A 14,097-nucleotide genomic window follows, 5' to 3' on the forward strand; every position below is an offset into this window, starting at 1 on the left:
TGCGGGCGGGTGACGGGCATCCGCTCGTGCGGGGTCAGGGTGGCGGGGCCGGTCAGGCGGTGGCGGCGACCGGTGTCAGGCGCTGGAACACCTCGCGCGAGGCGCTGGACCGGTTGAACGTGATGAAGTGGATGCCGGGCGCGCCCTCGTCGAGCAGCCGCTGGCACAGCTCCGCGCCGTGCTCGATGCCGAGCGCCCGCACCGCGGCCGGGTCGTCGGCGACCGCCTCGAAGCGGGCCGCCACCTCGGCCGGGAACGGCGCCCCCGACAGCTGCTCCGACCGCGCGATCGTGCTCATCTGGGTCACCGGCATGATGCACGGGATGATCGGCGTGTCACAGCCCTGGGCCGCCACCCGGTCGCGCAGCCGCAGGTAGTCGTCGGCCTGGAAGAACATCTGGGTGATCGCGTAGTCGGCCCCCGCGCGGCACTTGCGCACGAAGTATTCGGTGTCGGACTCGATCGACGGCGAGCGCGGATGCTTGTACGGGAACGCCGCCACCCCGACGCAGAACTCGCCCGCCTGCCGGATGAGCCGCACCAGCTCCTCGGCGTAGAGCACGCCCTCGGGATGCCGCACCCACTCGGCGGTCGGGTCGCCGGGCGGGTCGCCGCGCACGGCCAGGATGTTGCGCACCCCCGCGTCGGCGAAGCGGCCGACCAGGTGACGCAGCTCACGCAGCGAGTGGTTGACGGCCGTGAAGTGCGCCACTGGGGTGAGCGTGGTGTCGTGGGCCAGGCGCTCGACGATGTCGACCGTGCGGTCGCGGGTCGAGCCGCCGGCGCCGTAGGTCACCGAGACGAACGTGGGGCGCAGGGACTCCAGCTCCCTGATCGCCTTCCAGAGCTGCCGCTCGCCCTCGTCGGTCTTCGGCGGGAAGAACTCGAAGGAGAACGACCGGCCACCGGTGGCGAGCAGCTCGCGGACGGTGGGGACACGATCGGGCAGGATGGAGGGTCGACCAAGCGCCATGGAGCAAGCGTACAGGCCGGTGTCCGGATCGGCCGCCCCTAGACCGGGGACCCGACCCCGAGTCCACGCCCACTAGTCTCAAGGCATGACCACTGACGCCGCGAGCATGGACGCCCTGCGCACCCAGGTGGAGCGCGCCCTCGGGGAGTTCGTCGAACGGCAGCTGCCCGCCTCGGGCGACGCCGAGCTCGAACCGCTGCGCGCCGCCGCGGGCGACCTGCTGGCCGGCGGCAAGCGCCTGCGTCCCGCGTTCTGCTACTGGGGCTGGCGCGGCGCGGGCGGCACCGACGTGCCCGAGATCTTCACCGCGGCCGCGTCGCTGGAGCTGTTGCAGGCCAGCGCGCTCGTGCACGACGACGTGATGGACAAGAGCGACCTGCGCAGGGGCATGCCGGCCGCCCACCGCCGCTTCCAGTCCCTGCACGAGAAGGAGGGCTGGCACGGCTCGCCCGAGCAGTTCGGCGAGGGGGCCGCCATCCTGCTGGGCAACCTGCTGCTGGTGTGGTCGGGCGAGATGTGGCGCACCAGCGGCCTGCCGCCGGCGTCGCTGGCCGCCGCCCAGCCCGTCCACGACCACATGCGCACCGAGCTGATGTGCGGCCAGTACCTCGACCTGCTGGAGCAGGCCCACGGCGAGAACACCTTCGAGTCGGCGCTGCGGGTGGCGCTGTTCAAGAGCGGCAAGTACTCGGTGGAGCAGCCGCTCAGGCTCGGCCTGGTGCTCGCGGCCGGCGGGCTGGAGCCGTGGATGGACGAGCTGTGCACCGGCTACGGCCGCCGCGTCGGCATCGCCTTCCAGCTCAGGGACGACATCCTGGGCGTGTTCGGCGACCCGGCCCAGACCGGCAAGCCGGCCGGCGACGACCTGCGGGAGGGCAAGCGCACGATGCTGGTGGCCCGCACCCTGGCCGCGGCGGCCCCGGAGGCGGCCGCGACGGTGCGCAGGCTGCTCGGCGACCCCGCGCTCGACGAGGACGGGGTGAGCGCCCTGCGCGAGATCATCACGGACAGCGGCGCGCTGCGGGAGTGCGAGGACCTGATCGCCGGCTATCTCACCGACGCGCTGGCCGCGCTCGACGAGGCGCCGGTCACCGCCGAGTCGCGCACGGCGCTGACCGAGCTGGCCATCGCCGCGACCTCCCGCAAGACCTGACCCCGGGCCTCTGGCTCCGGACCTCCGACCTCGGCCTCCGGTACCGGCGGCCGGCCTGAGCGCGCGCCCGGGTCTGGGCGTCCGGTTTGAGCACGCTTCCGGGGGCGGGCATCCGGGGATGGGCATCCGGCACGCGCATCCGGCTTCGGCGTGCGGCTTCGGCGCGGGGCTCGGGCGCCCGTCGTGGACGGGCGCCCGGTCGTGTCAGGGGGTCAGGCGTTTGGCGAACTCGGCCGCCGCCGCCCCCGGGTCCTCCGCGTCGGTGATCGCGCGTACGACCACCACGCGGCTCACGCCGTACGACATGACCTCGTCGAGGTTGGCGAGGTCGATGCCGCCGATCCCGAACCACGGCCGCGCCGCGCCCGACCCCGGGGCCGACCCTGGGGCCGGTCCCAGTGAGGCCGCGTGCCGCAGCAGCGCCGGGCCGGGCGCGTGGCGGCCCGGCTTGGTCGGCGTGGGCCAGATCGGGCCGCAGCAGAAGTAGTCGACGCCCTCCTCCACGGCCGCGGCGGACGCCTCGGCGACGGAGTGGGTGGACCGGCCGATGACGATGTCGTCGCCGAGTATCTCTCGCGCGACCGTCACGGGAAGGTCGTCCTGCCCCAGGTGGAGCACGTCGGGACGGGCGGCGAAGGCGATGTCCGCCCGGTCGTTGACGGCCAGCAGCTTGCCGTGCCGGTCGCAGGCGTCGCGGAAGACTTCCAGGAGCGCGAGTTCTTCGCGTGCCTCCAGGCCCTTCTCCCGCAGCTGGATGATGTCCACGCCGCCGGCCAGCACCGAGTCGAGGAACTCTGCCAGGTCGCCGCGGTCGCGGCGGCCGTCGGTGCAGAGATAGAGGCGGGCCTCAGAAACCGAGGGCCTGGGCACGCCGCTTGACCTCCGTGTGACGGCCGGCCTTGATCGCCTCGATGGGCGACCCCGGCAGGGACTCGTCTGGGGTGAAGAGCCAGCGCAGCGACTCGACGTCGTCGTAGCCGGCGTCCTGCAACACGGTCAGTGTGCCGGGCAGGCCCTTCATCACGTCCTTCCCGTCGATGAACACCGCGGGAACCTGTGGCCCGCCGCCGCCGCGGCGCACGCCGAGCAGCTTGTGGTCCTTGAGGAGTTGCTTGGCCCGCCCGATCGAGAGATCCAGGCGTGAGGCCACTTCGGGGAGAGTGAGCCACTCGTCGACGAGCTGGTCGGTCTCCCGGTCGATCTGTGCAACAGAAAGCGTCACGAAACCACAACTACCACATGCCGTCCTTGCTCAAACAACACAATCCCGTAGGGGGACCTCTGGATCTACCAGGCGTTCTGTGTCGAGGCGATGACCGCCCTCGATGATCCTACGGCCCTGCACGTAGTCCCGAGGCCGGTCGACGGCCAGCACGGCGGCGAGGGTGTCGCCGGACGTCAGCCAGACGGCCGACCACTTGCCCTCGGGCTCGCCCCGGTAGAGCAGGCGGTCGCCGGAGGGGTGGTGGCCGATGTACTGGACCATGTGGCCGAACTGCTCGGACCAGAAGTAGGGCGCCGGGTCGTAGACGGCCTCCTCGCCCAGCAGGGTCGCGGCGGCGACCTCGGGCGAGCCGAGCGCGGTGTCCCAGTGCTCGACGCGGAGCCGGACGCCGTAGCGGCGCGACCACCAGGCCGCGCAGTCGCCGGCGGCGACCACGTTGGGCATGGACGTGCGCAGGTGCTCGTCGGTGACGACGCCGTTGTGCAGGTCGATGTCGGAGCCGGCCAGCCATTCGATGGCCGGGCGCACGCCGATGCCGGTGACGACCACGTGCGCCTGGACGAACTCGCCGCCCACCAGCCGCACGCCGCCCTCGTCCACCTCGTCGACCATGGTGTTCAGGCGCAGGTCGATGCCGTCGTACCAGTGTCGGGTGCGGGCGCCGATCTCCGGGCCCACGGCGTTGGCCAGCGGGGTGGGGCCGGCCTCGATGACGGTCACCGAGCAGCCGGCCTTGCGGGCGGCGGTGGCGACCTCGGCGCCGATCCAGCCCGCGCCGATGATCGCCACGTGCGCCCCGGCCACGAGTCCGGCGCGCAGCTCGTGGGCGTCGTCGAGGGTGCGCAGGACGTGCTGGGGGCCGTCGCCGGGCACGGTGATCGGCTCGGCGCCGGTGGCGATCACGAGGCCGTCGTAGCCGAGCTGGCCCTCGGTGGTCTCCACGACGCCCTCGCGCAGGGCCTTGGCGGTGACGCCGGGCCAGAAGTCGACCTCCAGCGCGTCGAGGTCGGCCTCCAGGAAGCTGGAGTCGGCCGCGCCGGACAACACGGCCTTGGACAACGGCGGACGGTCGTAGGGCCGATGGCGCTCCTGGCCGATCAGCGTGATCCGTCCGGTGAAGCCGCGCCCGCGCAGCGCCTCCGCGCTGCGCAGCCCGGCCAGGCCCGCTCCCACCACTACGACATGGTTCACGTTCATGACCATAACGGGGGCGGTGCCGGTGCGTCGCGCCGAGGCCGTAGGCTGGAGGCGCAAGACGCGCGGGAGTCCGGCCGTCACCGGGCTGAGAGGAAGGCTTGAGCGGGCCTTCGACCGCAAGACACCTGATCCGGATCATGCCGGCGAAGGGAGCGCGGATGAATGTGATCGTGGGCGGCGGGGTCGTCGGGTTGTCGATCGCCTGGCGGCTGGCCCGCGAGGGGCTGCCCGTCACGGTGGTCGACCCGGCCCCGGGCCGCGGGGCCTCCTACGCGGCGGCCGGGATGCTGGCGCCCGTCAGCGAGGTCGCCTACACCGAGGAGCCGCTGCTGCGGCTGGGGGCCGCCTCGCTGAGCCGGTGGCCGTCCTTCGCCGCCGAACTGGCCGCCGACGCGGGCCTCGGCCCGGACCTCAGCGCGGGCCGCAGTGCGGGCCTCAGTGCGGGCCTCAGCGCGAGCCTCGGGCCAGGTCTCGGCGCGGGCCTGGGCGGCGGGGCCGGGACGAGGTCCCGGGAGGCGTTCGGGGGCACGTTCGGGATGATCGGGCCGGAGGGGGCCGCTGGTCGTGCGCTCGACCTGCGCGCCGACGGCACGCTCGACGTCGCCTTCGGGGCCGACGACCTCGCGGCGCTCGACGACCTGGCGGCGTTCATGGACAAGCTGGGGCTGCGGGTCGAGCGGCTGACCGGGCGCGAGTGCCGCCGTCTGGAGCCCATGCTGGCGCCTTCGGTGCGCGGCGGGCTGCTCGCCCCCGGTGACGCCTGGGTCGATCCGCGCCGGGTCACGGCGGCGCTGCTGGCCGCGCTCGACCGGCTGGGCGTGCCCGTGGTGCGGGCGCGGGTGACCAGGCTGCTGCGCGACGGCGACACCGCTCCAGGCGTCGTGACAGGCGCTGGGACCGGCGCTGGGACCGGCGGCGGGACCGGCGGTGCGGCAGGCGCTGCGGCGGGTGCTGTGACCGGTGTGCGGCTCGAGCCCGTGCCCGGTCAGCCTGAGCCGGCGGTGCGGGAGATCGCGGCCGAGCGGGTGGTGCTGGCCGCCGGGGCGTGGAGCGGGGAGCTGGCCGACGTGCCCGTCCGGCCGGTGAAGGGGCAGATCATGCGGTTGCGCTCGCCGCAGCCGCTGCTCGGGCGGTGCGTACGCGGGATGGTGCACGGCGCGCCCGTCTACCTCGTCCCCAGGGGCGACGGTGAGCTGGTGCTGGGGGCGACCCAGGAGGAGCTCGGGTTCGACACCCGGGTGACCGCGGGCGGGCTCTACGAGCTGCTGCGCGACGCCAGGGAGCTGGTGCCGGGCGTCACCGAGCTGGAGGTCGCCGACGTGGTCGCCGGGCTGCGTCCGGGCACCCCCGACAACCTGCCGATCATCGGGACGGGCGAGGTCCCCGGGCTGGTGCTGGCGACCGGCCACCACCGGGGCGGGGTGCTGCTGGCGCCCCTCACGGCCGCCCTGGTCACGGCGGCGGTGACGACCCCGGCCACGACCCCGGTGACGACGACGGCGCCCCCGACGACGGCCTTGGCAACGGCCCGGACAACAACACAGACAGCGGCCCAGACAGCGGCCCAGACAGCGGCCCAGGCGGGGCTTTCGACGGGCGCGGGGATTCTGACGGGTGAGGAGGGCGAGCTGGCCGCGCTGTGCTCGCCCGCGAGATTTCGGGATATTTCATGATTGTGACGATCAACGGCGCCCCGCACGAGGTGGCCGACGGCACCACCGTGGCCCAGGCCGTACGGACGCTGACCACGGCCACCACCGGGGTGGCCGTGGCCGTGAACGACGAGGTGGTCACGCGGAGCACGTGGGAGACGACGGCGCTCGGCGACCGCGACCGCGTCGAGGTGCTGACGGCGGTGCAGGGTGGATGAGCTGATCATCGCCGGGGAGAAGTTCGCCTCCCGGCTCATCATGGGCACCGGCGGCGCGCCCTCCCTCGAGGTGCTCGACCAGGCCCTGGTCGCCTCGGGCACCGAGCTGACCACGGTGGCCATGCGGCGGCTCGACCCCGGCGCCCGCGGCTCGGTCCTCGACGTGCTGCGCCGCCGCGACATCAAGGTGCTGCCGAACACCGCGGGCTGCTTCACCGCGGGCGAGGCCGTGCTGACGGCCCGGCTGGCCCGCGAGGCCCTGGGGACGAACTGGGTCAAGCTGGAGGTCATCTCCGACGAGCGCACGCTGCTGCCCGACCCGATCGAGACCTTCGACGCGGCCGAGCGGCTGGTGGCCGACGGGTTCGTGGTGCTGCCGTACATCGGCGACGACCCGGCGCTGGCACGGCGGCTGGAGCAGGCCGGCTGCGCGGCGGTGATGCCGCTGGGCGCGCCGATCGGCTCGGGGCTCGGGATCAGGAACCCGCACAACATCGAGCTCATCGTGGAGGCCGCCGAGGTGCCGGTGATCCTCGACGCCGGCATCGGCACGGCCAGCGACGCCGCCCTGGCCATGGAGCTGGGCTGCGACGCGGTGCTGCTGGCCACGGCGGTCACCCGGGCGCAGCGCCCCGAGCTCATGGCCTCGGCGATGAGGGCGGCCGTGGTGGCGGGACGCCAGGCGCGGCAGGCGGGCCGGATCCCGCGCCGTCGCTACGCCGAGGCGTCCTCGCCGACGACCCCGTAGGGATCCCCTGACCCACTGGAGCCGACGACCCCTCGGGATCCCCTGAGATCCACTGGAGGGCCGGCTCGCGCCGGCCCTCCCGCCGGTCGGGGCCGCCCTCGCGAGAACGTCTCCGCATCGGTTTCGGGCGCGCGGGCCCTGCCGGTGGCAAAACGCCCGTAAACTCAGGGGGGTGGTGGATAAGACGACTGCGGACCCCCTGGTCGGGCGGCTCCTCGATGGGCGCTACCGCATCGAGAGCCGGATCGCCCGGGGCGGTATGGCGACCGTCTACCTGGCGCTCGACGTCCGGCTGGATCGCACTGTCGCGTTGAAGGTCATGCACCGCTCGCTCGCCGAGGACCCGGCCTTCGTCCGCAGGTTCATCGGCGAGGCCAAGTCGGTGGCCAGCCTGTCCCACCCCAACGTGGTGCACGTCTTCGACCAGGGCACCGACACCGACGTCGTCTACCTGTCGATGGAGTACGTGCCCGGCCGCACGCTGCGCGACATCCTGCGCGAGCGCGGCCGGCTGCCCGCCCGCGAGGCGCTGGAGATCATGATCCCGGTGCTGGCCGCCCTGGGCGCGGCCCACCAGGCCGGGATGGTCCACCGCGACGTGAAACCCGAGAACGTGCTGATGACCGACGACGGCCGGGTCAAGGTCGTCGACTTCGGGCTGGCCAGGGCGATCGAGGCGACCAACCAGACCCGTACCGGCGTGATGATCGGCACGATCGGCTACATGTCGCCCGAGCAGGTCACCACCGGCGGCGCCGACGTGCGCAGCGACGTCTACGCCGCGGGCATCATGCTGTTCGAGCTGGTGACCGGGCAGCAGCCCTACGACGGCGAGACGCCGATGTCGGTGGCCTACCGGCACGTGCACGACACGGTGCCGCCACCGTCGTCGCTGGTGCCCGAGGTGCCGCCGCTGATCGACACGCTGGTCGGGCACGCCACGGCCCGCGAGCCCCACGACCGCCCGGCCGACGCCACGGCGATGCTCGTCGAGGCGGTCGACGCCCACCGGATGCTGCCCCGGCTGAGCACCCCGCCGGCCATGACGGCCGTGTTCAACCAGTCGATGCCGCCGCGGCCGAGCGGCGCGGGCGCCCCGTCGATGCCGCTGGCCGCGCCGGCGCACACGCTGATCCAGCCGCGCGCCGAGGTGACGCCGCCGGGGTCGCCGCCGCCGCCGCCGTCCAAGCGTTCGTTCAGGCCCAACTGGTTCCTGGTCGCGCTCGCCGCGGTCATGGTCGTGGCGGTGGCGCTGACCGGCTGGTACTTCTCCCAGACCAAATACGTGCTGGTGCCCGACCTGGTCGGCCAGAACATGGTGGTGGCCGAGCGCACCGCCACGAGCAAGGGCTTCAAGGTCCACAAGGTCGCCGGCGAGTACGACGAGGACACCGCCGAGGGGCTGGTGCTGCGTACCGACCCCGAGGGCAAGACCGAGCTGGAGAGCGGCAGCACGATCACGCTGGTGCCCTCGCTCGGCCCCAAGCGGGTGATCGTCCCCAGCGTCAAGGGCCTGACCAGCGACGAGGCCCGCATCAAGATCGCCGAGGCCGGGCTCACCGTGGGCAGCGTCAAGCGCCTGCCCAACGGCGAGGTCGAGCGGAACAAGGTGATCCGCAGCTCCCCCGAGGCCGGCGAGAAGGTCAAGGAGGGCGCCAAGGTCGGCATCTTCGTGAGCGCCGGCATGGTGATGCCCGACGTGACCGGCATGCCGAAGGACGAGGCCGCCGCCTACCTCGGCGGCCAGGGCTTCCAGGTGCAGGTCAACGAGGTCGACGACGACGCCGAGCCGTGCACGGTCATCGCCCAGGCGCCGAAGGCCAAGTCCGAGGTCGACAAGGGCACGCCCGCGATGATCACGGTGGCGCGCTGCCAGACCGACTTCTGGGACTGGTTCAAGGGCGACAACGAGGCCCGCGACGACCAGGAGTTCCGCCTGGTGCCCGCGGTCATCGGCAAGAACGTCAAGGACGCGAAGTCGGAGCTGGAGTCGCTGGGTTTCCGCGTGCGGATCCAGCGGCTGGCCAACGGCGGCGTCGTGCAGTACCAGCGGCCGTTACCGAACAGTGAGCGGCCGCCCGGCGCGACCGTCTTCCTCTGGCAGTAGTCCGCCGGGTCAGGCCAGGTGGCCGTGCAGGCGCACCCTGGCCAGCCCGCCGTCGGGGTAGATGTCGACCCGTACGTGGGTGACCGGTTCGGGGTGGCCGAGCCGGAAGCGGTGGGGGGCGTCGGGCTGCAGGCGGGTCTTCGGCAGCAGCGTGACCTCGCGCCCGCCGGACAGCCCGGTGAGCGCGACGTGGCCGGGGGCGTTGAAGATCAGGTTCGTGGTGTCGATCTCGGCCAGGCGCACCAGGCCCGGCCCGGCCAGGCGGATGAGCAGCCAGTCGTTGCCCGGCTCGCGGCGGCGCGCGGTCTCCCAGCCCTCTGCCTGGTGGCGGGCCAGGCCGGGGGCGATGACGTTGTTGGGCGCGGAGTAGAACTCGTCGGAGCAGGCGGTGACCAGGCCGCCGTTCTGGAGGGCGGCCAGGTCGAGGCTCAGCCCTTCGTAGACGGACAGGTCGGGGCGTATCTCGCCGTGCACGCGCAGGCGGGCGATGCCGCCGTCGGGGTACATGTTCAGGCGTACGTGGGTGTAGCGGGTGTCGTCGCCGGTGACCTCGACGTGGTGCTCGGCGTCGCCCTTGAGCGCGGTCCTCGGGACGATCTCCGTCCATTCGGCGGCGGCCAGCTCGGCGGGCGAGGGATGGCCGGGCACGGCGGCGGCCTCGACCGAGGCGTACGGCGGGTAGTTGCCCTTGAACCAGGCCGTGTCGATCACCACGCCGCGGATCGCGCCCGGCAGGCCCAGCCGCACCAGGGCCCAGTCGTGGCCGGGCGTGCGGCGGCGGCGGGTCTCCCAGCCGTCGTACACCTGCCCCTTGTTGCCGAACGTCTCGGCGCGGAAGCCGGGGCGGCCCGGCCTGATCAGGCTCTCCTTCTCGGCGAAGGACTCGTCGCTGGCCGCCACGACCGCGCCGCCGAGGGTGCGCAGGGCCAGGTCGGGCAGGGTGGTGAAGCCGGGCATCTACTGCTCCCCCAGGATGAGGCGGCCGTGCGGCTCGCCGTCCACGGGACGGCCGCGCAGCCAGGTGGTCAGGACCGCGCCCTTGAGCAGGCGGCCGTGGTAGGGGGTGACGGGGTTGCGGTGATGCAGGCGGGCGGCGTCCACGGGGTTGTCGGCGTCGGGGTCGAAGGCGACCAGGTCGGCGTCGGCGCCGGGGCGGATCGCGCCCTTGCCGGCGAGCCGGGCCGTCTCGGCGGGCGCGGCCGACATCCAGCGGACGACGTCGGCGAGCGTGTGCCCGCGCCGGGCGGCCTCCGTCCAGACCGCGGACAGGCCGAGCTGGAGTGAGGCGACACCGCCCCAGGCGGCGGCGAAGTCGGGCACCTTCAGGTCGGCGGGCGAGGGCGAGTGGTCGGAGACGACGCTGCTCAGCACGCCGCCTGCCAGGCCCTCCCACAGCAGCTCGCGGTTGGCCCGCGAGCGGATGGGCGGGCAGCACTTGTACGACGTGCGCCCCTCGGGCACCTGCTCGGCCTCCAGCGTCAGGTAGTGGGGGCAGGTCTCGGCCGTGACCGCCACGCCGTCGGCCTGGGCCCGTGCCAGCACGTCGAGGCATTCGGCGCTGGAGACGTGCAGGATGTGCACGCGCGCGCCGGTCTCGGCGGCCAGCGCGACGACCCGCTCGACCGCGCTGCGCTCGGCGGCTCCCGGCCGCGACTCCAGGAACTCCCGGTACGTCGGCCCGCCCGGCTCGGCCAGCAGCTCAGGGTCCTCGGCGTGCACCACGACGAGCCCGCCGAACCCGGCGACCTCGGTCAGCACCGCCCGCAGCTCGGCCGTGGCGAGCGGCGGGAACTCCTCGACGCCCGACGGGGACATGAAGCACTTGAAGCCCCGGACGCCGCGCTCGTGCAGCGGCCGCAGCTCCTTGAGGTTGCCGGGGATCGCGCCGCCCCAGAACGCCACGTCCACGTGGCACTGCCCGCGGGCGGCCCGCAGCTTGGCCTCCAGCGCCTCCACGCTGACGGTCGGTGGCAGGGAGTTGAGCGGCATGTCCACGATCGTGGTCACCCCGCCCGCGGCGGCCGCCCTGGTGGCCGAGGCGAAGCCCTCCCAGTGGGTCCGGCCCGGCTCGTTGACGTGCACGTGCGTGTCCACCAGGCCGGGGAGCAGGGGCAGGTCGCGCAGGTCGATGTCCTCGGCGGCGTCGAGGGGCTCGGCGTAGTCGTACAGGGCCTGGACGCGTTCGCCCCGTACGACCACGGCCGCGGCCCGCTCCCCCTCGGGCGTGACCACCCTGCGGGACCGGACGACGAGGTCGTGGTCGGTCATCTGCCCTCCAGATGCTCGGCGGCCACGCGGGCGGCCAGGCGTTCCAGGAGCGGCCCGGCCTCGGCCATGCACCGGGCCGGGTCGGGCTCCAGGTCGGTCAGGGCGTAGGCGGCCTCGATGCCGGCGTCCTTGAGCTCGGTGTCGCCGAGGGTGCGCCGGCCGCAGACCGCGACCACCGGCACGCCCGCCCTGGCCGCGGCCTGGGCCACGCCGATCGGCGCCTTGCCGCGCAGGGACTGCTCGTCGAGCGACCCCTCGCCGGTGATCACCAGTCGCGCGTCCTGGACGAGCGCGCCGAAGCCGAGCAGGTCGAGCAGGTATTCGATGCCGGGCCGCAGCTCGGCGTGGAGGAAGGCCAGCGCGGCGAACCCGACGCCACCCGCCGCGCCCGCCCCTGGGGCTCCGGCCACGCCCATGGCGCGCGGGGTGTCGTCGTGCTCGACGGCGCCGAGCAGGCCGTGGGTCTGCGTGGCGACGGCGGCCAGCCGGGACAGGCCCGCCTCCAGCACCTTGACGTCCTCGGGGGTGGCGCCCTTCTGCGGCCCGTAGACGGCGGAAGCTCCGTGCGGGCCGAGCAGCGGGTTGTCCACGTCGCCCGCCACCACGAACTCCACCCCGGAGACGTCGGCGAACCCGGACAGGTCGATGCGGGCCAGCCCGCGCAGCGCGGCGCCGCCGTCGGGCAGCTCGGCGCCGTCGCCGTCCAGCAGGCGGGCGCCGAGCGCGCGGACCATGCCCGCTCCCCCGTCGGTGGAGGCGCTGCCGCCGAGCCCGAGGACGACCCGCCGCGCGCCCCTGCGCAGGGCGTCGGCGATCAGCTCTCCGGTGCCGTAGGAGGTGGCGGTCAAGGGGGCGGGCCCGGCGGACAGCCGCCGCAGCCCGGACGCCTCGGCCAGCTCCACCACGGCCGTCGGCGTGCCGCCGGCCGTCCGCCAGGCGTACGCGGCGCTCACGCGTTCGCCGGTGGGCCCGGTGACCTCCACGGTGACGCGGTCGAACCCGCAGGCCACGGCCGCCTCGACGGTGCCGTCGCCGCCGTCGGCGACCGGCAGCTCGACCGTGGGCACCCCGAGCCCCGCCGACACCCGCGCCGCGACCTCGGCGGCCGTGAGGGAGCCCTTGAACTTGTCGGGTGCCACCAGAACCTGCTTTACCACTACGAACTCCCACAAGATGCTGAACAATGGCCGGACACGCCTTCCTGCCCGGTGCGAGCGGGCAGGAAGGCGTGACTCATCATCACATCAGCCCCCGGCCGGCGGCGGCCGAGGGTAGGTGCCCTCAGTGAAACAGGCGCCCGCACCCGCCGCCCAGGGGCCGCGAGCACGAACCTGAGCGGTTCTGACGGGTTCTGAGGTGTGTGATCCTCCAATTAGGCTCACATCCCGTAAGGAGGCGTTTCATGCGCATATCTGAGCGGGAGAGGCGGCGCCGGCTGGGCGTGCGCCACAGCCTGGCGGCCAAGGCGGCGACCCCGGAGGAGGCGACGGCGTCCGTGGTGGCGCTGCACGCCACCGACCCGGCGACCGTGTTCCTGTCGGCGGGCGCCCGGCTCACCGCCCCCGGGACCGAGCCGGTCGAGCGGGCCCTGTACGAGGACCGCACGCTGGTGCGCATGCACGGGATGCGGCGCACGGTGTTCGTGGTCCCGGCCGCGCTGGTGCCCGTCGTGCACCACTCCTCCACGCTCGCGGTCGCCACGAGGGTGCGCAAGGCGCTGGTCAAGGAGCTCACCGCGGCCGGCGGCTGGGACGAGCCGTGGCTGGCCGACGTGGAGTCGTCGGTGCTGCGCGTCCTGGCGGAGGAGGGCACGGCGACGGCGGCCCGACTGGGGGTGCTGGAGCCGCGGCTGCGCGAGCAGTTCCGGGTGGCCGTGGGCAAGCCGTACGAGGCCGTGCACAGCGTCGGTCAGCGGCTGATCACGCTGATGGGCATGGAGGGCCGGCTCGTCCGCCAGGGCCGCCCGTCCGGCTCGTGGACGAGCACGCAGCACCTGTGGGCCGTCGCCCCGCCCATGGACGAGACCACGGTCCCGCAGGCCCAGGCGGAGCTGGTGCGCCGCTGGCTGGCCGCGTTCGGCCCCGGCACGGAGGCCGACGTCAAGTGGTGGACCGGCTGGACGCTGCGCGAGGTGCGCGCCGCGCTGGCCGCCGTCGGCGCGGTCGAGGTCGAGCTCGACGAGGGCGCGGGATACGTCCTGCCTGACGACCTGGACGGGACGCCCGAGCGCGGGCCGTGGGCGGCGCTGCTGCCCGCCCTGGACCCGACGCCGATGGGCTGGCAGGGCCGCGACTGGTACCTGCCGAAGGAGCACCGGGCCGAGCTGTTCGACCGCAGCGGCAACGTCGGCCCGACCGTGTGGTGGGACGGGCAGGTCGTCGGCGGCTGGGGGCAGCGGCCCGGCGGCGAGATCGTGTGGCGGGCGCTCACCGACCTGGGCTCGGACGCCGTGGCCGCCGTGGAGGCCGAGATCGCCGGTCTGGCCTCCTGGCTCGGCGGCGTGCGGATCACGCCCCGCTTCCGCACGCCTCTGGAGCGCGCGCTCGCGGAGTAGGC

General features: G+C 74.0%; 13 protein-coding genes and 1 riboswitch. Of the genes, 6 read left to right on the top strand and 7 right to left on the bottom strand.

Going from position 1 to position 14,097, the window contains the following annotated elements; all coding sequences use genetic code 11:
* Window positions 1–52: 52 nt before the first annotated feature.
* Window positions 53–973 (bottom strand): methylenetetrahydrofolate reductase [NAD(P)H], encoded by a 921-nt coding sequence (gene metF / locus ACNF49_RS42635; RefSeq protein WP_357967900.1) that lies wholly within the window; start codon window positions 971–973, stop codon window positions 53–55.
* A gap of 85 nt (window positions 974–1,058) precedes the next feature.
* Between metF and ACNF49_RS42640 the strand changes: the two genes are divergently transcribed.
* The gene (locus ACNF49_RS42640; RefSeq protein ID WP_357967897.1) at window positions 1,059–2,126 is read left to right on the top strand and encodes a polyprenyl synthetase family protein; all 1,068 of its coding nucleotides are present in this window, start codon (window positions 1,059–1,061) and stop codon (window positions 2,124–2,126) included.
* 204 nt (window positions 2,127–2,330) lie between these two features.
* On the opposite strand, the gene thiE is transcribed toward ACNF49_RS42640, so the two are convergent.
* Genes thiE through ACNF49_RS42655 form a run of 3 tightly spaced genes read right to left on the bottom strand, consistent with a single transcriptional unit; the run spans window position 2,331 to window position 4,548 of the window.
* Window positions 2,331–2,996 carry a thiamine phosphate synthase gene (thiE, locus tag ACNF49_RS42645; protein WP_357967895.1) on the bottom strand — a complete coding sequence of 222 codons (666 nt, stop codon included), beginning with the start codon at window positions 2,994–2,996 and terminating at the stop codon, window positions 2,331–2,333.
* Window positions 2,974–3,348, bottom strand: coding sequence for an Rv2175c family DNA-binding protein (locus tag ACNF49_RS42650; protein ID WP_357967892.1), 375 nt, complete (start codon window positions 3,346–3,348; stop codon window positions 2,974–2,976). Before ACNF49_RS42650 ends, thiE begins: the two co-directional genes overlap by 23 nt.
* Window positions 3,349–3,378: 30 nt before the next feature.
* On the bottom strand, window positions 3,379–4,548 hold the full coding sequence (locus ACNF49_RS42655) for an NAD(P)/FAD-dependent oxidoreductase (protein ID WP_357967889.1): 1,170 nt from the start codon (window positions 4,546–4,548) through the stop codon (window positions 3,379–3,381).
* Between the two features lie 52 nt (window positions 4,549–4,600).
* Window positions 4,601–4,717: riboswitch (TPP riboswitch) on the top strand.
* Here ACNF49_RS42655 and ACNF49_RS42660 point away from each other — a divergent pair.
* The 4 genes from ACNF49_RS42660 to pknB all read left to right on the top strand — a co-directional run bounded on the left by ACNF49_RS42660 (window position 4,707) and on the right by pknB (window position 9,273).
* On the top strand, window positions 4,707–6,221 hold the full coding sequence (locus ACNF49_RS42660; RefSeq protein ID WP_482941289.1) for an FAD-dependent oxidoreductase: 1,515 nt from the start codon (window positions 4,707–4,709) through the stop codon (window positions 6,219–6,221). Its footprint overlaps the riboswitch before it by 11 nt.
* Window positions 6,218–6,418 (top strand): sulfur carrier protein ThiS, encoded by a 201-nt coding sequence (gene thiS / locus ACNF49_RS42665; protein ID WP_357967885.1) that lies wholly within the window; start codon window positions 6,218–6,220, stop codon window positions 6,416–6,418. Before ACNF49_RS42660 ends, thiS begins: the two co-directional genes overlap by 4 nt.
* Window positions 6,411–7,166 carry a thiazole synthase gene (locus ACNF49_RS42670; RefSeq protein ID WP_357967882.1) on the top strand — a complete coding sequence of 252 codons (756 nt, stop codon included), beginning with the start codon at window positions 6,411–6,413 and terminating at the stop codon, window positions 7,164–7,166. The genes thiS and ACNF49_RS42670 overlap by 8 nt, the downstream gene beginning before the upstream one ends.
* Before the next feature lie 175 nt (window positions 7,167–7,341).
* Window positions 7,342–9,273, top strand: coding sequence for a Stk1 family PASTA domain-containing Ser/Thr kinase (gene pknB / locus ACNF49_RS42675; protein ID WP_482941290.1), 1,932 nt, complete (start codon window positions 7,342–7,344; stop codon window positions 9,271–9,273).
* Between the two features lie 9 nt (window positions 9,274–9,282).
* Here pknB and alc read toward each other — a convergent pair whose 3' ends face one another.
* Genes alc through ACNF49_RS42690 form a run of 3 tightly spaced genes read right to left on the bottom strand, consistent with a single transcriptional unit; the run spans window position 9,283 to window position 12,680 of the window.
* Window positions 9,283–10,230 carry an allantoicase gene (gene alc / locus ACNF49_RS42680; RefSeq protein ID WP_482941291.1) on the bottom strand — a complete coding sequence of 316 codons (948 nt, stop codon included), beginning with the start codon at window positions 10,228–10,230 and terminating at the stop codon, window positions 9,283–9,285.
* Window positions 10,231–11,541, bottom strand: a complete 1,311-nt coding sequence (allB, locus tag ACNF49_RS42685; RefSeq protein WP_482941292.1) for an allantoinase AllB — start codon at window positions 11,539–11,541, stop codon at window positions 10,231–10,233.
* Window positions 11,538–12,680 (bottom strand): glycerate kinase, encoded by a 1,143-nt coding sequence (locus tag ACNF49_RS42690; protein WP_482941293.1) that lies wholly within the window; start codon window positions 12,678–12,680, stop codon window positions 11,538–11,540. The genes allB and ACNF49_RS42690 overlap by 4 nt, the downstream gene beginning before the upstream one ends.
* A gap of 263 nt (window positions 12,681–12,943) precedes the next feature.
* Here ACNF49_RS42690 and ACNF49_RS42695 point away from each other — a divergent pair, with 263 nt between their 5' ends.
* The gene (locus tag ACNF49_RS42695) at window positions 12,944–14,095 is read left to right on the top strand and encodes a winged helix DNA-binding domain-containing protein (protein ID WP_357967868.1); all 1,152 of its coding nucleotides are present in this window, start codon (window positions 12,944–12,946) and stop codon (window positions 14,093–14,095) included.
* Window positions 14,096–14,097 lie beyond the last annotated feature (2 nt).

This window comes from Actinomadura sp. ATCC 39365 (assembly GCF_054392275.1).